Source organism: Pseudomonas gorinensis (genome assembly GCF_042015035.1).
GTDB lineage: Bacteria > Pseudomonadota > Gammaproteobacteria > Pseudomonadales > Pseudomonadaceae > Aquipseudomonas > Aquipseudomonas gorinensis.
In genome coordinates this window covers 6827013-6847256 of record NZ_CP167125.1, presented here as the reverse complement: position 1 = coordinate 6847256, position 20244 = coordinate 6827013, and the positions used below count along the sequence as shown (strand labels likewise).

Annotated in this window: 17 protein-coding genes; 6 read left to right on the top strand and 11 right to left on the bottom strand. The window is 55.7% G+C overall.

Features of this window, described 5'->3' with window-relative positions; genetic code table 11:
- Positions 1–140 precede the first annotated feature (140 nt).
- Positions 141–758 (top strand): PAQR family membrane homeostasis protein TrhA, encoded by a 618-nt coding sequence (gene trhA, locus AB7933_RS31365; protein WP_024077878.1) that lies wholly within the window; start codon positions 141–143, stop codon positions 756–758.
- 315 nt (positions 759–1073) lie between these two features.
- Here trhA and AB7933_RS31360 read toward each other — a convergent pair whose 3' ends face one another.
- From AB7933_RS31360 to AB7933_RS31340, 5 genes are all read right to left on the bottom strand, one after another.
- Entirely contained in the window at positions 1074–2330 is a 1257-nt protein-coding gene (locus tag AB7933_RS31360) for a hypothetical protein (RefSeq protein ID WP_143036934.1), read from the bottom strand.
- 183 nt (positions 2331–2513) lie between these two features.
- Positions 2514–3494: an IS5-like element IS1384 family transposase gene (locus AB7933_RS31355; RefSeq protein WP_010466230.1), complete on the bottom strand. Its 981-nt coding sequence runs from the start codon at positions 3492–3494 to the stop codon at positions 2514–2516.
- 556 nt (positions 3495–4050) lie between these two features.
- Positions 4051–4899: a DUF692 family multinuclear iron-containing protein gene (locus tag AB7933_RS31350; protein ID WP_024077877.1), complete on the bottom strand. Its 849-nt coding sequence runs from the start codon at positions 4897–4899 to the stop codon at positions 4051–4053.
- Positions 4900–4921: 22 nt separating this feature from the next.
- The gene (locus AB7933_RS31345; protein WP_024077876.1) at positions 4922–6670 is read right to left on the bottom strand and encodes a B12-binding domain-containing radical SAM protein; all 1749 of its coding nucleotides are present in this window, start codon (positions 6668–6670) and stop codon (positions 4922–4924) included.
- A gap of 1060 nt (positions 6671–7730) precedes the next feature.
- Complete coding sequence (locus AB7933_RS31340; protein WP_024077873.1) at positions 7731–8633, bottom strand: LysR family transcriptional regulator; 903 nt, start codon at positions 8631–8633, stop codon at positions 7731–7733.
- A gap of 107 nt (positions 8634–8740) precedes the next feature.
- Between AB7933_RS31340 and AB7933_RS31335 the strand changes: the two genes are divergently transcribed.
- From AB7933_RS31335 to AB7933_RS31325, 3 genes are read left to right on the top strand one after another with little or no spacing between them, the layout of a single operon-like run.
- Positions 8741–9982 (top strand): D-amino acid dehydrogenase, encoded by a 1242-nt coding sequence (locus AB7933_RS31335; protein ID WP_024077872.1) that lies wholly within the window; start codon positions 8741–8743, stop codon positions 9980–9982.
- Positions 9983–9992: 10 nt separating this feature from the next.
- The gene (locus AB7933_RS31330; RefSeq protein WP_024077871.1) at positions 9993–10343 is read left to right on the top strand and encodes a RidA family protein; all 351 of its coding nucleotides are present in this window, start codon (positions 9993–9995) and stop codon (positions 10341–10343) included.
- A gap of 24 nt (positions 10344–10367) precedes the next feature.
- Positions 10368–11270 carry a transporter substrate-binding domain-containing protein gene (locus AB7933_RS31325; RefSeq protein ID WP_024077870.1) on the top strand — a complete coding sequence of 301 codons (903 nt, stop codon included), beginning with the start codon at positions 10368–10370 and terminating at the stop codon, positions 11268–11270.
- Positions 11271–11338: 68 nt separating this feature from the next.
- Here the strand turns inward: AB7933_RS31325 and AB7933_RS31320 are convergent, their stop codons facing one another.
- Positions 11339–12058, bottom strand: coding sequence for a 16S rRNA (uracil(1498)-N(3))-methyltransferase (locus tag AB7933_RS31320; RefSeq protein WP_024077869.1), 720 nt, complete (start codon positions 12056–12058; stop codon positions 11339–11341).
- 150 nt (positions 12059–12208) lie between these two features.
- The gene (locus tag AB7933_RS31315; protein WP_024077868.1) at positions 12209–13615 is read right to left on the bottom strand and encodes an adenosylmethionine--8-amino-7-oxononanoate transaminase; all 1407 of its coding nucleotides are present in this window, start codon (positions 13613–13615) and stop codon (positions 12209–12211) included.
- 274 nt (positions 13616–13889) lie between these two features.
- Here AB7933_RS31315 and AB7933_RS31310 point away from each other — a divergent pair, with 274 nt between their 5' ends.
- Complete coding sequence (locus AB7933_RS31310) at positions 13890–14441, top strand: cytochrome b (RefSeq protein ID WP_024077867.1); 552 nt, start codon at positions 13890–13892, stop codon at positions 14439–14441.
- Positions 14442–14473: 32 nt separating this feature from the next.
- On the top strand, positions 14474–15070 hold the full coding sequence (locus tag AB7933_RS31305) for a YceI family protein (RefSeq protein ID WP_041161044.1): 597 nt from the start codon (positions 14474–14476) through the stop codon (positions 15068–15070).
- Positions 15071–15138: 68 nt separating this feature from the next.
- On the opposite strand, the gene AB7933_RS31300 is transcribed toward AB7933_RS31305, so the two are convergent.
- The 4 genes from AB7933_RS31300 to metF all read right to left on the bottom strand — a co-directional run bounded on the left by AB7933_RS31300 (position 15139) and on the right by metF (position 20128).
- The gene (locus AB7933_RS31300; protein WP_024077865.1) at positions 15139–17031 is read right to left on the bottom strand and encodes a DEAD/DEAH box helicase; all 1893 of its coding nucleotides are present in this window, start codon (positions 17029–17031) and stop codon (positions 15139–15141) included.
- Positions 17032–17254: 223 nt separating this feature from the next.
- The gene (locus AB7933_RS31295; protein WP_024077864.1) at positions 17255–18058 is read right to left on the bottom strand and encodes a substrate-binding periplasmic protein; all 804 of its coding nucleotides are present in this window, start codon (positions 18056–18058) and stop codon (positions 17255–17257) included.
- Positions 18059–18121: 63 nt separating this feature from the next.
- Positions 18122–19204 (bottom strand): hypothetical protein, encoded by a 1083-nt coding sequence (locus AB7933_RS31290; protein ID WP_024077863.1) that lies wholly within the window; start codon positions 19202–19204, stop codon positions 18122–18124.
- Between the two features lie 78 nt (positions 19205–19282).
- Positions 19283–20128 carry a methylenetetrahydrofolate reductase [NAD(P)H] gene (gene metF / locus AB7933_RS31285; protein ID WP_041161313.1) on the bottom strand — a complete coding sequence of 282 codons (846 nt, stop codon included), beginning with the start codon at positions 20126–20128 and terminating at the stop codon, positions 19283–19285.
- Between the last annotated feature and the right edge of the window lie 116 nt (positions 20129–20244).

Sequence of the window (20244 nt, the reverse complement as noted above, 5' to 3'; positions counted from 1 at the left end):
ATGACTCTTGTTCGAATGCGCTCGATTGTGCCCGCAAAACCGCCCGGCGTCGCCGGAACGTCACAAGGCCCTTGCACTCTTATGTGCAAGGCGGGAGGCTTGCCAGCCTGCGGTTAACGGTTACAGGAGGTCAGTGTCAGATGTACCACGGGGAACGATTCAACGCCTGGAGCCATTTGCTCGGTGCCGTCGCGGCGTGTATTGGCGCTGTGTGGATGTTGGTAGTGGCGAGCCTGGACGGCAGCCCCTGGAAGATTGTCAGCGTCGCGATCTATGGCTTTACGCTGATGGTGCTGTACAGCGCATCCACCGTGTACCACAGCGTGCAGGGGCGGCGAAAAGCGATCATGCAGAAGGTCGATCACTTTTCGATCTACCTGTTGATCGCCGGCAGCTACACGCCGTTTTGCCTGGTGACCTTAAGAGGGCCGTGGGGCTGGACGCTGTTCGGCATCGTGTGGGGGCTGGCGGTGATCGGCATTTTGCAGGAAATCAAGCCACGTTCCGAGGCCCGCATCCTGTCGATCGTGATCTATGCGGTGATGGGCTGGATCGTGCTGGTGGCGGTCAAGCCGCTGCTCGCCGCGCTGGGCACGGCGGGGTTTATCTGGCTGGCGTCGGGCGGGGTGCTGTACACCGTCGGCATTATCTTTTTTGCCCTGGAGGAGCGCCTGCGGCATTCCCATGGGATCTGGCATTTGTTTGTGATCGGCGGCAGCCTGCTGCACTTTGTGGCGATCATGCGGTACGTGCTCTAACAGCCAATGAGGTAAAAAATGTGGGAGAGGGCAAGCCCCTCCCACATTGGATCTCCATTGGATTTGGAGTTTTGTATTTACAGCTGTAATGGGGCAACTCATTTCGCTGGGCAAATAACGGGGCTGTGCCATCAACACTAAGGGGGGATAGGGCTGCCTGCTGAAATGCTGTCAGTAAGGTCGATTTTATTGATACGATTCTGGCGTGTATCGATAAAATTTCCATGTTTATTCAAGAGCGAACAGTCCTGAGACGTTGTGTTGTTCTGGGTTCGGAACTGTTGCTTATGTTTGGCGTTGGTTTGCAACGGTAGTCTACTTTTCTTTCGGCTTTTTGTAAGTAGTGGAAAAGCAGTAAGCCCCCATGAGTATTGTTAAGCCGTAGCTTAGCCCATTCATTGTTTTTTCTGGAGAAAAGAGAAGGCTGCTTGCTGTGACGGTGAATATAACTGAAACTGTCGTTATGAGTTCTGTGATTAAAAAGAAAGAGAATATTTCCTCTCTGCATGCATGATCTAGAATTTCATTTGATGTTACTCGGGTCAATATGATTCCGATCCCAGTCCCAAGAAAACAAAAGGCGGAAAGTATATAAAAATATAAACTATCCGTGCTTTCAGTGGCCATTGCCAGAGATATGGCAATAGTCATTAAAAAACAAAAAGATGAAAGTGCTGAGCTGGATTTTTTAAAAGTTAGCTTGGATAGCCCGGCTGCTCCGATAGCCGTAGACGCCAAAAAAACTAAAAAGGCTGTTAGTGAGCTTCCTAGCCAATATAAGCTTTCAGGTATGCCTGTAGAGGAGTTGTGGCGATATAGTAAGCCGATTGCGTACATGAGGATCAACATTTCAAAAGTGTTGCCTGCTATATATCCAAAAAACTGGCTGGGGTATTTAAATATTATTGTAAAGTGCTGCATGTAGTTAAGGTGGATTCGATGTTCTGAACTATTTCTTTTAGTGAGGATTGGCCTGAGGTCATGGTGAGAGAAGTAAATCTGAATAGAACGGCATAGTAATATTGGCAACATCGTCACTAACATAGCATACAAGTAATATCCGCCACTCATCATGAGTGAGGCTATCAGTAATAAAACTAATGGAGTGCCTATGCGTATGTGCAGGTGTTTTTTAAAGGCACCCACATAATCTGCGCTATGTCCAGTGAGGTGCAGATGGAGGTCGTTGTAGGCTGGCCTGAAAGATGACCTCAGGCAGCCAGTGCCTAGTGAGTCTAAGGTGAATGAAATGAGTATAAAGCACCAACTAATATACCAGTAGTCGAGTAATACAAAATAGAACCCAGCGGTTAAAAAAACAGCGCTTGCTAGCTTGAATGTGAATCCGTAAATTGTTGTGCTGGCCGTACCAAATCGGTTTACGAACGAATGTCCAGTGTAAAATTCAATAACCAAGGAAATTAACAGTTGTGTGATAAGTGAAAATTCTAAGGAGAAACTTCCGAGTTTAGGGTTGGTTGCTATCAGAGCCAGCTCTAGTATTGTTACACCCATCGCGATGCCACCATATAGTGCGTCTGAGCGGGAGACGATATTGGCGGCGCTTTTCATAGGCTGACTCTGAAAGTTTTGCCGGGTTCAAGAACTAGGGATGGTCTGAAGTAGCCATGTATTTCCCCGGCATACCACCTAGCGCAACTTTTAAACTCGCCAAATGATCAAAAAACAATCAATTCGACGAGTATTTCTTACGTTTTCGCCACCCGGACCCCACTCCGGTGGCCATTTCCCGCATTACAGGCGCACCTCTCCTGCATTCGTCAGTAAATGTCGGCGCGCCATCCACAGGTTCGACAGAGCGAACAGTGTCACCAGTTGCGCCGTGTTTTTGGCCAAGCCGCGAAAGCGCACCTTGGTGTAACCGAACTGGCGCTTGATTACCCGGAACGGATGCTCGACCTTGGCGCGCACCTGAGCCTTGGCCTTTTCAATCTTGCGCTTGGCTTTGTACAGCACGCTGCGCTTATCGAGTTTTTTGTAGGTGCTGCGGCGTGCCGCCACCTGCCAGATAACTTCACGTCCTTCATGCTCGGGCCGCTTTTCGACACCGGTGTAGCCTGCATCGGCGCAGACCACGTTTTCGTCGCCATGCAGCAATTTGTCCACCTGGGTGACATCCGCCACATTGGCCGCCGTGCCCACTACGCTGTGCACCAGACCCGATTCGTCATCGGCGCCGATGTGGGCCTTCATGCCAAAATAATACTGGTTTCCCTTCTTGGTCTGGTGCATTTCCGGGTCGCGCTTGCCGTCCTTGTTCTTGGTCGAACTGGGCGCATTGATCAGCGTTGCATCGACGATGGTGCCCTGGCGCAGCGACAGGCCGCGGTCGCCCAGATAGCCATTGATGACAGCGAGGATGCCGGCCGCCAGCTCGTGTTTCTCCAGCAAGCGGCGGAAGTTGAGAATGGTGGTTTCGTCGGGGATGCGCTCCAGGTTCAGCCCGGCAAACTGGCGCAGGATCGTGGTTTCGTACAGCGCTTCCTCCATCGCTGGATCGCTGTAGCCGAACCAGTTCTGCAGCAGATGCACACGCAGCATCGCCATCAACGGGTAGGCCGGACGGCCACCTTCACCTTTCGGATAATGTGGCTCGATCAAAGCAATCAAGCCCTTCCACGGCACCACCCGATCCATCTCGATCAGGAACAACTCCTTGCGGGTTTGCTTGCGCTTGCCAGCGTACTCGGCGTCGGCGAAGGTCATCTGCTTCATCGGGAAACTCGGTGGGTGGGGTCGCGGTATTTTGCCAAATCAGAAAGTCTTTTTCAGAGTTTCCCTAGATTTCTATAAAGGATTGACGGGGCATGAGCTCGACCATAAAACATTAGTGTCGTGTAAATAGAGTCAAGGTCGAAGGGGACTAAAGTGTGAGGGTATCCTAAGGGCAGGACGGAAGTGTATTTGTAGTACTTGTCCCTCCCGTTTCGAAAGTCTTCGTAAAATAGTAGTTCGGAATCGATGGGTGGAAACTGAGTGTTTATCTTCTTGAAAAAAATTTCACACGCGGCGGCGTTTAGGTTTTTGTAGATTTTCGAGGTTTTATCAAAGCGATCAAATACGTCGATTAGAACGTCCTCCCCGTGAATGGATTCTAAGTATCTGATCGTATGTGGCCAGCGTCTACTAATGTGCCTAGAGATGTCTAAATACCTTCTGATGCTTTCAAATGAGAAGTGTTTTTCTTCTGGGGATGTTGGATTTGATAATAAGTTATTAGATTCATATATTTTTGAGAAAAGCATAGTTGTTGAGAGTTTGCAGGTTTCTTTCATTTTTTATTCGCATCCCTAAGCGCATTTTTTATGAGGGATATATTGCTGTTTTCAACTTCTAATGGTGCTCCCTCCATTTCCAATAAGACGTTATGTGTTTTTCGGGTTTTTATTATCGTATTTTTGAAGGTCTCCATGAGTTCATTGTTGAAAGGGTCTGAGTGTTGGTCAAGCCAGACGGGAATACCATTCCATAGCCAAGACTTTACTCCTGAGATGTGTACAGTTTTAATTAGATTCCAGATTTCGTGGGTAGCGCAGGGTAAATCGAACGCTAGGCCTTTAGTTTTGCAGTAGCCCAGATAATGTCCAATATCAAGCGCCATCATGCATTCAGAGCGCCTGCATAGCTCTAGGTAAAATCCCCAAAACTCTATATTTCCAAATTCGCTATAGATTGGCGGGTTTTCTAAGACTATGGGTATTTCAAAGTAGTCATTTATGATTCTGGCATTGTCAGCAGTGGTTTTTAATGTTGTTTTGTTCATGGGTGGATTGGTTTGATGGGCGCCCAAAAAGAGGTTGCCGTTCCTCCATATTCCGATATCTTCCTCTATATAAATGATAGGAAGTGTGGCCAGTGCCTCCTTGAGGCTTTTTAAATCCGCCATGTCAATAACCCCAGAAAAATTGATGTCTACGGGGTGTGCTGACATTGTAAAATCTGCGGATAGGCATGTCTCAACTAACGAATTTTCTATTTTGTCCCATGGGCGTATGCCCAAACTAAAGTGACGAATCGGTGTGTGATGATATATATGGTTGATGTCATTGCGATGCTGAATGAACTGTTTTAGTTTTTCTATGTCGCCGCTAACGCCTATGCGAATTGAACGTTCTTTCATAAAACACCCGTTTGAAGGCTGGTTATAAAGATTTACCTATGAGTTCACCTTTTCTCCCTCCTGAACCAGTTGTCGGTGTTTCTATAATTTTGAGTTTGGGGGCGTTGATTGCATTGTCATTGGCGATAGCTTTATTGATTTTAGTTACATAGTTAATAAAAAAATTCTTACGGTTAATTTCAGTTGTTTTATCTGGGTTGTGACAAAGCCACCATAATACTTGGAATGGCATATGTTTTAAGTGAATATTTAGCAAGGATAAGTAGGCAACTTCGGTAAGTGAAGTGGATGTCCCGACCTTTTCAATGTTTGATGCAATTGCTTGCTCGAGTTGGTTTAGTATGGGTTTTGCAAAGTTGTCTATATAGGCAGTATATATTTTATATACTTCGTGATTTTCAATAAATGCTCTGCTGTTTGGTAGCTGTAACAAGTCAAGCTTTGTACCTATCTTTCTCTCCAAATTTTTTCTTACGGGCGTTTCTGGATACAACATCATAATGTTGAAGTAGTGATCTAAGGAATCGTGTTCGGTCAGTCCGGATTTAACCAAGAATACTAAGTTCTCAATGATTTCTCTTTTTTGTTGGTCGTGATAAAACATTATAAAGTCAAGGCCGACATCTATTCTGTTGTTTTGTAGGGCTCTTACGGCATCAATATTGTTTTGTACAGTGACCTTTTTGTTCATGTAGTCTAGTTGGGACTGTGAGCCGGACTCGACTCCCATCTCGACAAGCCTTAATCCCTGCCTTACTAATTTTGGTAGTTCGGATTGCAATTTTAGAAGATAGCCTACGGTGGAGGAGCTGCTCCATGTGACTCGACCTTCGAATAAGTTGTACAGTTTTTCTGAGAACTCCAGCACTCTATCTTTTCGAACAAAAAAATTCGCATCCATCATGTATATGTGTTCGAACGAGTACTGTGTATAGGCTTCTGCTATCCAGTTAACAAGCGTCGTGGCGTCGATGGCCCGCCATTTTGGACCCTCCTTGTCTGCTGCGACAATAGCGCAAAAGGAACATGCTAATGGGCAGCCTCGACTGCTCGTCAATGCTATGGCTTTTCTCTTTTTAGCATCATTTCTATCTGTGAAATAAAGGTTTTGTAAGCGTTCTGAGGAGTATTCAAGGAGTGGGTTCTCCCAGTCTGCTGTGGGAAGCTGTATTTTTTCTATATAGGACTCTTTAAGCTTTCCAGATGCGGTAAGCCACACTGCGTTTGGTACTTTATTGAAGTGATTTTTATATATGTATTTTTTTCTTTGTTTTTTTGATTTTGTTTTAAGTGAGGTCTGCGTATTAACTTTATTAAATAGTACTATAAGTCTGGCAGTTGAATGCTCGCCCTCGCCACGTAACGCTAACTCAAAAGTCCCTTTGGCCGCACGCAGGAAATCTTCCGCTGCTAGACTTATATGAGGGCCTCCACAGAAAATGAATGTTCCGGGCAAGGCATTTTTTATTGTGCTTCCCCACGTGATTGCTGCTTGCACATGACTGCTATATATTGAAATCCCAACAAGGTGTGGAGCCCAGTTGATTAAATCGGATAGCTCGTTAATATCTGATGTGTATAGATCGGAGTAGTCAAAGATTTTACAAGTTGCATGCTTGGCATTTTTTTTTACATACGCTGAGATATTCTGCAGGCCAAGCGGCATTACTTTTTGTGGGCCTTCGCCGTAGGGTAAAGCTACTAATGCGAGCCGACAGAGCTCGACAGGCTCACTCGTGCGAGTCGCTGAAAAGTAGGGAGCTTTTTTCATAAGAACTCCTCGCTTCATTGGCGTTAGCCAGGTTAAAAAAATCTGGATAGCGCTCCGCTATGAGCGCAGATTTTTCGTCAGACTCTAGTGCTTCAATAAACTTTCTTTTCGATATTTTCAGAAGGTGCGTCCCGTTGTGAAAAAAGCAATACCCTAGCTCCGTTAGGCAAATTACTTCGGGCTTCGTTTTTATTCTCATACGATGTTTTTCCATCCACTCCCAATGATTGGGCACCGGCTTTACAGTGCCCAATTAGTTAGTGCTTCATTAGAATTCGGGAGCCGTTTTTCCAGCAACCATGTCGTAACTTCCATCTGATACCGGGGTTAAGGTCTCGACATCAGAGGCCAGTTCATCCAGGTAGTCATCGTCGTTTTCATCTTTCATATATTACTCCTTCTTGTTTTTGGTTTCTGCTTACTACACAAAAGAGCGGTGGTGTTTAATTGATGAATAGGGATGGCTGTAAGAATAACCAGTCGGATTAATTAAGTGTCTTGTATGCCAGCAAGAAGCTTGGTGGCTCTTATATAAAAGTCCCTAATATTCTGTGAGTCAAATAAAAAATGAAATTTCAGAAATTTCCTAGGATTTTTGTTTTTTTGTAAGAATGGTCCCACTTTGAAAGATAACTCCTACGTGCATGTAGGAAGGGGAGGTTATGCAAATGTAGTCGATTATTTTTGAGTCCCGGAATTTGTTTTATTTTTTGCTTGCAAAAAATGAATTAATTGCTGGGTCGTTATAGCAAAGCTCTATTAGCCAAGTTTTAAGAATTTTTAAACCGTTACGTCGTGCGGATATTTTTGTGTTGCTCTCTCATGACTCGCCTGTCGAATATGAGGTTTATCCAGACTGGCGAGCGGCATGCACTCGACAGTTCGCCAGCCGCACCAGCAAATTCGAGTCCTACTTCTTGGACTGTAAAAAGCCCAATCCGATCGGCTTCTGCAACCGATACCCAGGTTCCAATTCATGTACTAAGTAAGTGCTTTAACAGCCAATGAGACATATAGATGGAGGAGGGCTTGTCCCTCCCACATTGGGTCTTCAGTGCGCTTACAAGCGTTCCAGTAGTTCCCTGGCGCGGTTGCCGAAGATATCCAGCAGCTTGGCCAACATATGCGGCGGCGGTTCATCGGCACGGGTCAGGGCGTACAGGGTGATCGGCAGCGGCGGTGTGAGTGTGCGGATGCAGGTGGTGGCCGTTGAGGCGCCCAACGCCGTGAACGGATCGATCACGGTCAGGCCGGCGCCCGATTCGACCATGGCGCGGGCCAGGGAATAGGTTTGCACCGAGATGGTCACGCGCGGTGGCGGCTCGACGTTTTCCAGGTAGCTGTCGAGTTTGGCCGCCAACGGGTCGGCGCTGGACAGACCAATCAGCGGTGCCCCCGCCAGGTCAGCCAGTGGTAAGGGGGTGTGCATTTGTGCGTCGGGCCAATAGCCCTTTGAGGCCAATGCCACCAGCACACCGTTGGCCAGCACTTGTGTGGTCAACCCTGGATGCCCGGAGAAATTGAGGGTCAGCGCCAGGTCGATCTCGCGCATCAACAGTTTCTGCACCAGCTCGCGACTATGGTCGCTGGACAGCTCGCAGGCGATGTCCGGGTATTCGCGTTTCCATTCCAGAATCGCCGGTGGCAGCAGCGACAGCGCCAACGCCGGAATAGCCCCGATCCGCACGCTTTGCTCAGGTGCACGGCGCAAACTCTTGGCCAGGCGTCGCACGCCTTGCAGGCTCTCGGTGACTTTCTCGACTTCGCGTTCCAGCGCCAGGGCTTCAGGTGTTGGCTGCAATTTACCGCGCACCCGCAGAAACAGCGGGAAGCCCAGCTGCAATTCGGCGTGTTGCAGTACTTTGGTCACCGCCGGTTGCGAGACGTGCAGCAACTGCGCAGCCGCGCTGACGGAGCCGGTCTGGCGGATGGCCTGGAAGATTTCGATATGACGCAAGCGCATGGCAGGTCCATAACCTTTGTTTATAGGTGACCCATCTTTATTCATTGTCGGTGGCCTGTCACCTGCCCCTAGGCTGGGCCTCTCTTAATCAACGGTCGGGGGCTGGCATGGCCAAGCAGGTTTGCATCATCGGCGGCGGGGTCATCGGCTTGGCGAGCGCCTATGCGCTGGTGCGCGCCGGCCATGAGGTGACAGTGATCGACGCACGCGACGCCTTGGGTCGCGAGACGAGTTTCGCCAATGGCGGGCAATTGTCCTACCGCTATGTTGCGCCGCTGGCGGATGCCGGGGTGCCGCTGCAAGCGATTGGTTGGCTGCTGCGGGGGGATTCGCCGTTGAAGCTGCGCCCGCGCCTGGACCCCCAGCAATGGCGCTGGATGGCGGCGTTCCTGCGTGCTTGCCGTGGCTCGGTGAACAAGCGCAATGCGGCCCACCTGCTGCGCCTGGCTTCCCTGAGCCAGGACACCTTGCAGCAATGGCGCGAGCATGATCGCCTGGAGGGCTTCAACTGGCGTCGCAACGGCAAGCTGGTGACGTTTCGTCGTGCCGGCAGTTTCGAGCATGCGCGCGGCAAGGTCGCCGATATCCTGCAACAGCAGGTGCTGTCGGCCGCGGATTGCGCGCGCGTGGAACCGGCGCTGGCTGAGGGCGATTTTGTCGGCGGTATCTACACACCAAATGAGGAAGTGGCCGATTGTCATGCCTTCTGCCAGCGCCTGGCGGCGCGGCTTGATGCGTCGGGGCGGTGCCGCTTTTTGTTGGGCCGCAAGGTCACCGCGATTCGCCATGCCGGCGGCGTGGTGCAGGCCATCGAGGTGGGCGATGAGGTGATGCCGGTGGAGCACCTGGTGCTGGCCGCCGGGCATCGCAGCGCTGAACTGGGCTTGCCAGGGTTGTCGCTGCCCCTTTATCCGCTGAAGGGCTACAGCCTTAGCGTACCGATTGGCGCGCAGCACCAGGCGCCAAAGGTGAGCATTACGGACTACGACCGCAAGATGGTCTACGCGCGTATTGGCGAGCAACTGCGGGTGGCGGCCATGGTGGATATCGTCGGCTTCGACGCCGGCCTTGAGCCCAAGCGCCTGGCGCTGATGAAGCGCCAGGCGCTCGAGACATTTCCTATGGCCGGCGACTATGCCCAGGCGATTGAATGGGCCGGCATGCGCCCGGCCACGCCAACCGGTGTGCCGCTGATTGGCGCCAGTGCCTACCGCAACCTGTGGCTGAACCTGGGCCACGGCGCCCTCGGCTTTACCCTGGCATGCGGCAGCGGCCAATTGCTGGCCGAGCTGATCGACCAACACCTTCCTTCCATTGATATGCAGGGCCTGGCGCCCCGCGCCGCTTGAGGATGCACCGATGACCATCAACCGAATCAGCAGCAATGAGCGTCTCTCGGGTGCCGTGACCTACAAGGACCTGGTATTCCTCTCCGGCCAGGTGCCGGGAGACGCCCAGGATGTGGCGGGCCAGACTCGCGAGGTGCTGGCCAAGATCGATGCGCTGCTGGCTGAAGCAGGCAGCGACAAGGATCATCTGCTCAACGCGACCATCTACCTGAAGGATATCGCGCAAGGGTTTGCGCCGATGAACACGGAGTGGTCCGCGTGGCTTTCGCCAGGCATGGCGCCTACCCGGACCACCCTGCAAGCGGAACTGGCACGCCCTGACGTGCTGGTGGAAATCAGCGTGATTGCAGTACGTCAGTAACTCAAAGACCAACGGAGCATAACAATGAGAACAATCCTGTTGACCGGTTGCACCCTGGGGCTTTTGTTCGGCGCACAGGTTCAGGCGAACGAACCGGCGCTGGGCGGCACGCTGAGCAAGATCGCCAGCGCCAAGTCCATCACCCTGGGGTACCGTGACGCCTCGGTGCCGTTTTCCTATGTGGGTGACCACAGCGGCAAACCCATGGGCTATTCGGTGGACCTGGCGAGCAAGATCGTCGAGCGCGTGCAGCAGAAAACCGGGGTTGCCGACCTCAACGTGAAGTACAACCTGGTGACCTCCCAGACCCGTATCCCGCTGGTACAGAACGGCACCGTCGACCTGGAATGCGGCTCCACCGGGGTGACCGCCGAGCGGCAGAAGCAGGTGGCGTTTTCCTATGGGTTTATCTACGTGAAGGGCCAATTGCTGACCGCCAAGGACAGCGGCATCAACGGTTTTGACGACCTCAAGGGCAAGAACGTGGTCACCACCGCCGGCACCACCAATGAGCGCTTTCTCAAGAGCTACAACGCCGAGCACAAGAGCAATATGTTCGTGATCAGCGCCAAGGACCATGGCGAGGCGTTCAAGATGCTCGAGACCGGCCGCGCAGTGGCGTTCTATATGGACGACGCATTGCTTTATGGCGAGCGGGCCAAGGCCAAGGACCCGCACAACTGGGTCGTGGTAGGCAAAGAGCAATCGCGGGAAATCTACAGCTGCATGGTGCGCAAGGATGATCCGCAGTTTCTCGCGGTGGTCAACGAAACGCTGGGGGACTTGTACCGCTCGGGGGAGATCAATGGGATTTACCAGCGCTGGTTTGAACAGCCGATTCCGCCCAAGGGCTTGAACCTGGAATTCCCGATGACCAGTGAGCTGAAGGCGATCATCGCCAAGCCGGTCAGCGATCCGGTGGAGTGATCACCGCATCCAAATGTGGGAGGGGGCTTGCCCCCTCCCACATTTTTGATTGGGTTTGCAGTGGGGGGTTAGAAGTCGCCCCACAACTGCTGGGCGACCGCCAATGCGACTACCGGCGCGGTCTCGGTGCGCAACACGCGCGGGCCGAGGCGGGCAGCATGGAAGCCGGCGCCTTGGGCGGTGTCGACTTCGTTGTCGGTCAGCCCACCCTCCGGCCCGATCAAAAACGCCAGGCTCCCAGGCTTGGCATGGCTGATCATCGGCTCGGCCACCGGGTGCAGCACCAGCTTCAGGTCCGCCTCGACCTGCTTCAACCAGTCCGCCAGCAACAACGGTGGATGAATCACCGGCACCGTCGAACGCCCGCATTGCTCACAGGCGCTGATCGCCACCTGGCGCCAGTGCAGCAGGCGTTTGTCGGCGCGTTCGTCCTTGAGGCGCACTTCGCAACGCTCGCTGAAAATCGGCGTGATGGCGTTGACCCCCAGTTCGGTGGCTTTCTGGATCGCCCAATCCATTCGCTCGCCTCGGGATAAACCCTGACCGAGGTGGATATGCAGCGTCGATTCGCTCTGCCCGGCAAAGCTTTCGGTCAGTTGCACGGTGACGCGTTTTTTCCCGACCTCCAGCAGCGTGCCACGAAACTCCTGGCCGGAGCCGTCGAACAATTGCACGGCGTCACCTTCGCCCATGCGCAGCACGCGGCTGATGTAGTGCGCCTGGGCTTCCGGCAGTTCATGGTCGCCGAGGCTCAGCGGGGTGTCGGTGAAAAAACGGGACAGTCTCATTTCTGTTCTCTGGAAAAGTGTTCTGTAGGCGCGAGCTGGCTTGCTCCCGTTCGACTGCACAGCAGTCGCCGGCTGTTGGGGCGCTTCGCACCCCAGGGGGAGCAAGCGCCCTCGCCACAGGAAGCCGGCTCCTGCAGGGGCGCGGGATGATCAGCCCGGATCGCGAAAACCTGGGTGGAAGTCCTTCGGCACCGCCACACTGACCTGGCTGTTGGTCGCGATATCGATGCCCTCGCTGGCGACTTCTGCCAGAAAGTCGATCTGCTCCGGCGTGATCACATAGGGCGGCAGGAAATACACCACGCTGCCCAGCGGCCGTAACAGCGCGCCACGTTCCAGGGCATGTTCGAACACCTTGAGGCCACGGCGTTCCTGCCACGGGTAGGCGGTCTTGGTGGCTTTGTCCTGGACCATCTCGATGGCCAGTACCATACCGGTCTGGCGCACTTCGGATACGTGCGGGTGGTCGACCAGGTGCGCGGTGGCGGTGGCCATGCGCTGGGCCAATGCCTTGTTGTTCTCGATGACGTTGTCTTCTTCGAAAATATCCAACGTCGCCAATGCTGCCGCGCACGCCAGCGGGTTGCCGGTGTAGCTGTGGGAATGCAGGAAGGCGCGCAGGGTCGGGTAGTCGTCGTAGAAGGCCGCGTAGACGTCTTCGGTGGTCACCACCGCCGCCAGCGGCAGGTAGCCACCCGTGAGGGCCTTGGACAGGCACAGGAAGTCCGGGCGGATGCCGGCCTGCTCACAGGCAAACATGCTGCCGGTGCGACCGAAGCCCACGGCGATTTCGTCGTGGATCAGGTGCACGCCATAGCGGTCGCAGGCTTCGCGCAGCAGCTTGAGGTACACCGGGTGGTACATGCGCATGCCACCCGCGCCCTGGATCAGCGGCTCGACGATCACGGCGGCGACGGTGTCATGGTTGTCCGCCAGGGTCTGCTCCATGGCCAGGAACATGGTGCGCGAGTGTTCTTCCCAGCTCATGCCGGCGGGGCGCAGGTAGCAATCCGGGCTGGGCACCTTGATCGTGTCCAGCAGCAGCGCCTTGTAGGTCTCGGTAAACAGCGGCACGTCGCCCACCGACATCGCGGCGATGGTTTCGCCGTGATAGCTGTTGGTCAGGGTCACGAAGCGCTTTTTATTCGGCAGGCCGCGATTGAGCCAATAGTGAAAGCTCATCTTCAGGGCGACTTCGATACACGACGAACCGTTGTCGGCATAGAAGCAGCGGGTCAGGCCTTCGGGCGTCATCGCGACCAGGCGTTCGGACAGTTCGATCACCGGCTGGTGGCTGAAGCCGGCGAGGATCACGTGTTCCAACTGGTCGACCTGGTCCTTGATGCGCTGGTTGATGCGCGGGTTGGCGTGACCGAAGACGTTGACCCACCAGGAGCTGACGGCGTCGAGATAGCGCTTGCCTTCGAAGTCTTCCAGCCACACGCCTTCACCGCGCTTGATCGGGATCAGCGGCAGTTGCTGGTGGTCTTTCATCTGGGTGCAGGGATGCCACAGCACCGCGAGGTCGCGTTGCATCCACTGGTTGTTCAAGCCCATCGGGTTATCTCCTCGAAGCGGTCCTGCAACTGGCGCAGGTGAAACAATCGCGCAAGCCTATGCAATGGGCGGGTTTGTCACAACCTGTTATGTATGAATTGGCAGTAAACGCAGGACGGTCTGTCACGTTTCTTCTGGATAGTCCTTAATCCTTGGTTAATTTACTCTTCATACCCTCAAGATCGTATTTCTCGATATTTCAAAGCAAAATTTTCCGCTTTAATTCGATAGGTAAATCGCTAGTCTTGGGCACAGTTCTTACGGGATTAAGTACATGCAGCTACGTAACTCTCCGGCCCGATACGGCTGGGTCAGTATGATTTTGCACTGGGGCGTGGCCCTGGTGGTGTTTGGCCTGTTCGCCCTGGGCTTGTGGATGGTCGGGCTCGACTACTACAGCGCCTGGCGCAAAGACGCGCCGGACCTGCACAAGAGTATTGGCATCACACTGTTCGCCATCATGCTGGTACGTATCGTCTGGCGTTTGATCAGCCCGCCGCCGCCACCGTTGGCCAGCTACAGCCGCTTGACTCGTATCGGCGCCGCGTTTGGCCACGCGTTCCTGTATATCGGCCTGTTTGCCGTGATGATTGCCGGTTACCTGATTTCCACCGCAGACGGTGTCGGTATCCCGGTGTTTGGCCTGTTCGACATTCCTGCCGTGGTTTCCGGTCTACCGGACCAGGCGGACACCGCTGGCGTGGTGCACCTGTACCTCGCCTGGGTGTTGGTGGTCTTTGCCGGCTTGCACGGCGTGGCTGCTTTGAAACACCACTTTATCGATCGTGATGCGACCCTTAAGCGAATGCTGGGGCGCAAAGCCTGATGTTCAACCTCGACTCACAAGGAATAGAAAGCATGTTGAAAAAGACACTCGCCGCGCTGGCAATCGGTTCTGCTCTGCTGTCGGCAGGCCAGGTGATGGCCGCTGATTATGTTGTCGACAAAGAAGGCCAGCACGCCTTCGTTGATTTCAAGATCAGCCACTTGGGCTACAGCTACATCACCGGTACCTTCAAGGATCTGGACGGCAAGTTCAGCTTCGATGCCGCCAAGCCTGAAGACAGCAAGATTGAGTTCAATGTCCGTACCGCCAGCGTGTTCACCAACCACGCCGAACGTGACAAGCACATCTCCAGCAAAGACTTCCTGGACGTGGGCAAGTTTGCCGATGCCAAGTTCGTCTCCACCAGTGTTAAAACCACCGGTAAAAATGCTGCAGGCCAAGTCACTGCTGACGTGACCGGCGACCTGACGTTTCACGGTGTGACCAAGCCGATCGTCGTCAAGGCGACTTTCCTGGGTGAAGGCAAGGACCCATGGGGCGGCTACCGTGCTGGCTTTGAAGGCACCACCAGCTTCAATCGCCAGGACTTCGGCAAGCAGATGGACCTGGGCCCAGCGTCCAACACGGTTGAACTGTACGTCACGTTTGAAGGTGTGAAAGCGAAGTAATTTTCGCCTCGCATACAAAAATGCCCCGCATCTTTGGATGCGGGGCATTTTTTATGGTGCTTTGAAACTCAGCGGTTGCGGGTCAGCAGCGCTGGTTTTTCACCACGAGGACGGCCTGGCAGTTGATCCAACTGCTCCGGTGTCGGGAAGCGGTCGGCTTTCGACTCCTTGTGGATGATCTTTGGCGCCGGGCCACCGCGTGGGTTCTGCACGGCGGGTTCGGACAAGCGTGGCTGGTCGTCACGGGCCGGGCGGCGGTTGTTGCTGCGCGAATCTTCGCGACGCGCCTGGCCATCACGGGGTGCGCCATTGCGCGGGCCGCTGCGCTTGGCCGGTGGTGTGCCGGTGGTGCCGCCGCTGCTGTTGCGAGGGCCGTTCTGACGACCGCCCTGCGGCTGGCCGCCACGTGGAGCACCAGCGCCAGCGCCAGCACCTTGTGCCGGTGCGCCTGGACGACGGCCACGGCCCTGGGCCGGTTTGGCCTGGGGCACGTAGTCGACGCGGTTACCGAAGTTATCCACGTCGTCATCGAGGAACTCGTCCGGGGCACGATCGGATGCGGCGCGTGGTGGCTGGCTCGGCTGGCGCTGTTCGCGGGCCGGGGTGCCTTCACGGGGTTTCTGCTCGCGGGCCGGGCGTTCGCCACGGCCGTTGGTTGGCGCTTTTTCCTTGCCGCCCTTGTCCTTGCCCTTGTCACGACGGCCACCGCCACCACCGCCGCCGTTCGGGCCATCGCCCTTCGGACCGCGTGGGTTGCGTGGGTTACGCACGTCCGGACGCTCGCGTACTTCAGGCTTTTCAGCCTCGACGGCGCTGGCATCGAAGCCCATCAGGTCGCCATCGGCGATTTTCTGCTTGGTCATGCGCTCGATGCTTTTCAGCAGTTTTTCTTCGTCCGGCGCGACCAGGGAAATGGCCTCGCCCGAACGACCGGCGCGGCCGGTACGGCCGATACGGTGCACATAGTCTTCGTCGACGTTTGGCAGTTCGAAGTTGACCACGTGGGGCAACTGGTCGATATCCAGGCCGCGCGCGGCGATATCGGTGGCTACCAGGATGCGTACTTCACCGGCCTTGAAGTCGGCCAGGGCCTTGGTACGCGCGTTCTGGCTCTTGTTGCCGTGGATGGCGACGGCGGTCAGGCCGTGCTTGTCCAGGTACTCGGCCAGGCGGTTGGCGCCGTGCTTGGTGCGGGTGAACACCAGGACCTGTTCCCACGCGCCGTGGGTGATCAGGTGCGCCAGCAACGAACGCTTGTGGCTGGCGGCCAGGCGGAACACGCGCTGCTCGATACGCTCGACCGTGGTGTTCGGCGGCGTGACTTCGATACGTTCCGGGTTGTGCAGCAGCTTACCGGCCAGGGCGGTGATGTCGTTGGAGAACGTTGCCGAGAACAGCAGGTTCTGACGTTTGGCCGGCAGGCGGGCGAGGACCTTCTTCACGTCATGGACAAAGCCCATGTCGAGCATGCGGTCGGCTTCGTCCAGCACGAGGATTTCCACGTGGGACAAATCGACGCTGCCTTGGCCGCACAGGTCAAGCAAGCGACCTGGGCAGGCGACCAGCACGTCGACACCGCGGGACATGGCCTGAACCTGTGGGTTCATGCCGACGCCGCCGAAGATGCAGGCGCTGACGAACTTCAGGTCGCGGGCATACAGCTTGAAGCTGTCATGCACCTGGGCGGCGAGTTCGCGGGTAGGGGTCAGGACCAGGACGCGCGGTTGGCGCGGGCCGTGACGCTGGGATTTGTCCGGATGACCGTTGGGGAACAACCGCTCCAGAATCGGGAGGGCGAAGCCGCCGGTTTTACCAGTACCTGTCTGAGCCGCAACCATCAGGTCGCGACCTTGCAACACGGCGGGAATGGCCCGCTGTTGCACCGGAGTAGGCTCGGTATAGCCCGCTGCCTCGATGGCGCGGACTAAAGCCTCGGAGAGACCGAGGGAAGCAAAGGACATGAGTAATCCTGTTTTAGTTAGGGCTTGGCCCAAAGGGATAATCTTGCCGGGCGTGAATGGCGCTTAGGGGAGCGCAATCCCGTCCGGTCCTGCTGCGTCTGGCGGGCACTCCACCGGCTCGCGCGGGCTTGCAAAGCTGCGCAGTAGCGGGGTTGGGTGCCTTTTTCAAGACCTCAGCGGCCGGGCGTAAGCCTGGCGGGAAGGCCGGAGTATAACAGAGCAATCACCGCGCGCTGCTTTCCTGCTGCTCAACGGTGCGTTCAGGTGCCGTAATGGCAGCGTTTTTGGCATGGAGGCCGCCGTATTTGGCGCTCAAGACGGTGTAGGCCGGCTCTTGTTTGAAGCGTTTGAGCTCGGCGGCAAAGCGTTGCACCAGCAGGTCCATGCCCGCGCCACGGCGCACGGCGAGGAATTGCTGTTGGCGGCTGACCACCAGGGGGGCCTGGCTGACCTTGTCCTCCAGGCCCAGTTGCTTGATCACATGCTGACCCACTCGGCGGTCGGTGATCAGCAGATCGATGCGCCCCAGCAACAATTTGCCGAAGTTGGCTTCATGGCTGGGAGCCGGTTCGCGGGTGAACAGGCTGGAGTCGGTGAATTCGGTGCCATACAGATAGCCCGGCGAGGTGCCGACCGTCCGGCCGCGCAGGTCATCGAGAGTCTGGGCCGGGTAAGGGCGTTCGTTGGCGTAGAACAGTACGAATTCCACTTCCGACAGGGGCTCGCTGGGATACAGCAGCAGTGCGTCGCGGTCGTGGCTGTGGAAAATATCCAGCGCGCCGTCGGCATGGCCCTGTTCGAGCATGGCCAGGCAGCGCTTCCAGGGCAGGAATTGCCATTCAACATCGACGCCCAGGCGATGGAACACGATCACCGTGGTTTCGTAGTCCAGCCCGCGCATGGCCCCGTTATCGTCGTACACATAGGGCGCCCATGGCTCGGTGACAATGCGCAGTTTCTCGCCATGAGCGGCCAGGCTCAGGCAAGTCAAGAGGGCAACGGTCAACAGCTTGGGGATGACGGACATACCCGGAGGTTACGACGCTCCTGCGCTAAAGAGAAGCTCTGGCGCAAGCTTCTGCGGGCGCTGCTACTTGGCCGGCGAGGTCATCAAGTGTTCGTAGATCGCGGCGCGTCGAGCGCCGAGAATCAGGCGTACCACCGGGTTGGCGAACCAATGCTCCAGCTGGTGGGCATCGATCGGGCGTTTCTGCCGCTCTTCCTGGTTCTGCCGGGCCTTGTCCCACCAAACCGGGCCGCAAGCCTGGTCGAATTCGTTCTCATGCTCGTAGCAGCCATAGAGGATTTCGCGGATGAACTGCTGCTGGTGCTTGGGCAAAAGCAGGGTGATCAGCTTGTACATCAGGCGCTGCACGCGAGGCGGGCGCGGCAGGTGCGCCGAGACCTGGCGAGTATCGGCCAGGGCCAGCGCGCTGGTGGGGGCGGCTGCGTGCTTGGCGATCCACGCCTTGACCTTGGCGCGAAACAGTTGCTTGCGGCTCCAGTAATGGTGGATCAGGTCCGGGCACTCGCGCACGTTGACGGTGCGGTAGGCGGCGATCGACAGGCAGAACTCTTCCAGGGTGTAGGCGCCCTGGGCGTGGGGGAACAGTTCGTCCATCAACGCAATGGAGCGATCGAGGATATGCGCGTCCTGTTGCGTCAGGCCCATGACCCCGGAGTTGAGGGTCATCATGTCATCGTCGGCCACGCCCATGTCCAGCAGGCGCTGGTGCAGCGCGGTGTAGAGGACGCTTTCGTGGTTATCGCCATACCGGGTGTAGAACGCGTTGCACAACAGCGTGCCGGGTTGCACGCGCTCGAACAGGTCCATGGGCGAATGGTGGAAGAAGGTGTCGGTGTCGATCAGGATCGCCAGCGGCGACTCTTCCAGCACTTGGCGCAGCGCCACGTGCTTGGTGCGGAAATGATAGCCGTGGGGCTCGCTCCAGCGTTTGCGCGTGGCCTCGTCCAGCGGGCGCACCCGCACCGGCAGCAGGCGATAGGGTTGTGGGTTGTCGCTGAATACCTGGATGTCCACGGCGGCGTCCGGGGTTTCCTGCAGAAACGCCAGTGCGCTGGCGATACTGAATACCGCCTCCTGGTGGTAGGTCTCGGAGCCAAAGACCAGGTAGACCAGTTGCGGGCGGGAAGTCGTGGGCGCTGTATTCATGAACTGCTGGGTTCCGTAGGCATGTAAAACGACAAAGGCCCTCGTAGAAACGAGGGCCTTGGCACAGCCGGACAAGCTTTAGCGTGGCAGCTTGAGGTTGTTCCAGATGGCAAGGCTGGGTTCAGCCTGGTTCAGGGTATAGAAGTGCAACCCTGGCGCGCCACCTTGCAACAATTGTTCACACATCTCGCTGATAACCTGTTCGCCGAACGCCTGGATGCTCTTGACGTCGTCGCCATAGGCTTCCAGTTGCTTGCGTACCCAGCGTGGAATCTCGGCACCGCAGGCGTCGGAAAAACGCGCGAGCTTGCTGTAGTTGGTGATCGGCATGATGCCGGGCACGATCGGGATGTTCACGCCCATGGCCCGTACACGCTCGACGAAGTAGAAGTAGCTGTCGGCGTTGAAGAAGTACTGGGTGATCGCACTGTCGGCGCCAGCGTTGGCCTTGCGCACGAAATTCTGCAGATCATCTTCGAAATTGCGCGCCTGAGGGTGCATCTCCGGGTAAGCCGCCACTTCGATATGGAAGTGATCGCCGCTTTCCTCGCGGATGAAGCTCACCAGGTCATTGGCGTGGCGCAGCTCACCGCTGGCCATGCCCATGCCGGAGGGCAGGTCGCCACGCAGGGCGACGATACGCTTGATGCCGGCTTGCCGGTATTGGGTCAGCAGGCCGCGCAGGTCGGCCTTGCTGTCGCCCACGCACGACAAGTGCGGGGCGGCGGGAACTTTGACTTCGCTTTCCAGCTGCAACACGGTGTTGATCGTACGATCACGGGTCGAGCCGCCGGCGCCGTAGGTGCAGGAAAAGAAGTCGGGGTTGTAGCTGGTCAACTGCTTGGCAGTCGCCATCAGTTTTTCATGCCCAGCATCGGTCTTGGTGGGGAAGAACTCGAAGCTGTAGCGACGGTCTTGGGACATGGTCATACCCTTTGAAACTCAGAAGCGTGCAACCCACCTGCACTGTAGGAGCGAGCTTGCTCGCGAAGAACGTCAACGATAACGCGTGCATTCAGGATGAACGCGGTGCCTTTGAG

Bases quoted from the DNA above. Each gene is read 5' to 3' on its own strand.
- AB7933_RS31295 (WP_024077864.1), bottom strand. From the start codon at position 18,058: ATGTCCGTCATCCCCAAGCTGTTGACCGTTGCCCTCTTGACTTGCCTG.
- AB7933_RS31320 (WP_024077869.1), bottom strand. From the start codon at position 12,058: ATGAGACTGTCCCGTTTTTTCACCGACACCCCGCTGAGCCTCGGCGAC.
- AB7933_RS31315 (WP_024077868.1), bottom strand. From the start codon at position 13,615: ATGGGCTTGAACAACCAGTGGATGCAACGCGACCTCGCGGTGCTGTGG.
- AB7933_RS31310 (WP_024077867.1), top strand. From the start codon at position 13,890: ATGCAGCTACGTAACTCTCCGGCCCGATACGGCTGGGTCAGTATGATT.
- trhA (WP_024077878.1), top strand. From the start codon at position 141: ATGTACCACGGGGAACGATTCAACGCCTGGAGCCATTTGCTCGGTGCC.
- AB7933_RS31300 (WP_024077865.1), bottom strand. From the start codon at position 17,031: ATGTCCTTTGCTTCCCTCGGTCTCTCCGAGGCTTTAGTCCGCGCCATC.
- AB7933_RS31305 (WP_041161044.1), top strand. From the start codon at position 14,474: ATGTTGAAAAAGACACTCGCCGCGCTGGCAATCGGTTCTGCTCTGCTG.
- AB7933_RS31355 (WP_010466230.1), bottom strand. From the start codon at position 3,494: ATGAAGCAGATGACCTTCGCCGACGCCGAGTACGCTGGCAAGCGCAAG.
- AB7933_RS31325 (WP_024077870.1), top strand. From the start codon at position 10,368: ATGAGAACAATCCTGTTGACCGGTTGCACCCTGGGGCTTTTGTTCGGC.
- AB7933_RS31350 (WP_024077877.1), bottom strand. From the start codon at position 4,899: ATGAAAGAACGTTCAATTCGCATAGGCGTTAGCGGCGACATAGAAAAA.
- AB7933_RS31360 (WP_143036934.1), bottom strand. From the start codon at position 2,330: ATGAAAAGCGCCGCCAATATCGTCTCCCGCTCAGACGCACTATATGGT.
- AB7933_RS31345 (WP_024077876.1), bottom strand. From the start codon at position 6,670: ATGAAAAAAGCTCCCTACTTTTCAGCGACTCGCACGAGTGAGCCTGTC.
- AB7933_RS31330 (WP_024077871.1), top strand. From the start codon at position 9,993: ATGACCATCAACCGAATCAGCAGCAATGAGCGTCTCTCGGGTGCCGTG.
- metF (WP_041161313.1), bottom strand. From the start codon at position 20,128: ATGTCCCAAGACCGTCGCTACAGCTTCGAGTTCTTCCCCACCAAGACC.
- AB7933_RS31335 (WP_024077872.1), top strand. From the start codon at position 8,741: ATGGCCAAGCAGGTTTGCATCATCGGCGGCGGGGTCATCGGCTTGGCG.
- AB7933_RS31290 (WP_024077863.1), bottom strand. From the start codon at position 19,204: ATGAATACAGCGCCCACGACTTCCCGCCCGCAACTGGTCTACCTGGTC.
- AB7933_RS31340 (WP_024077873.1), bottom strand. From the start codon at position 8,633: ATGCGCTTGCGTCATATCGAAATCTTCCAGGCCATCCGCCAGACCGGC.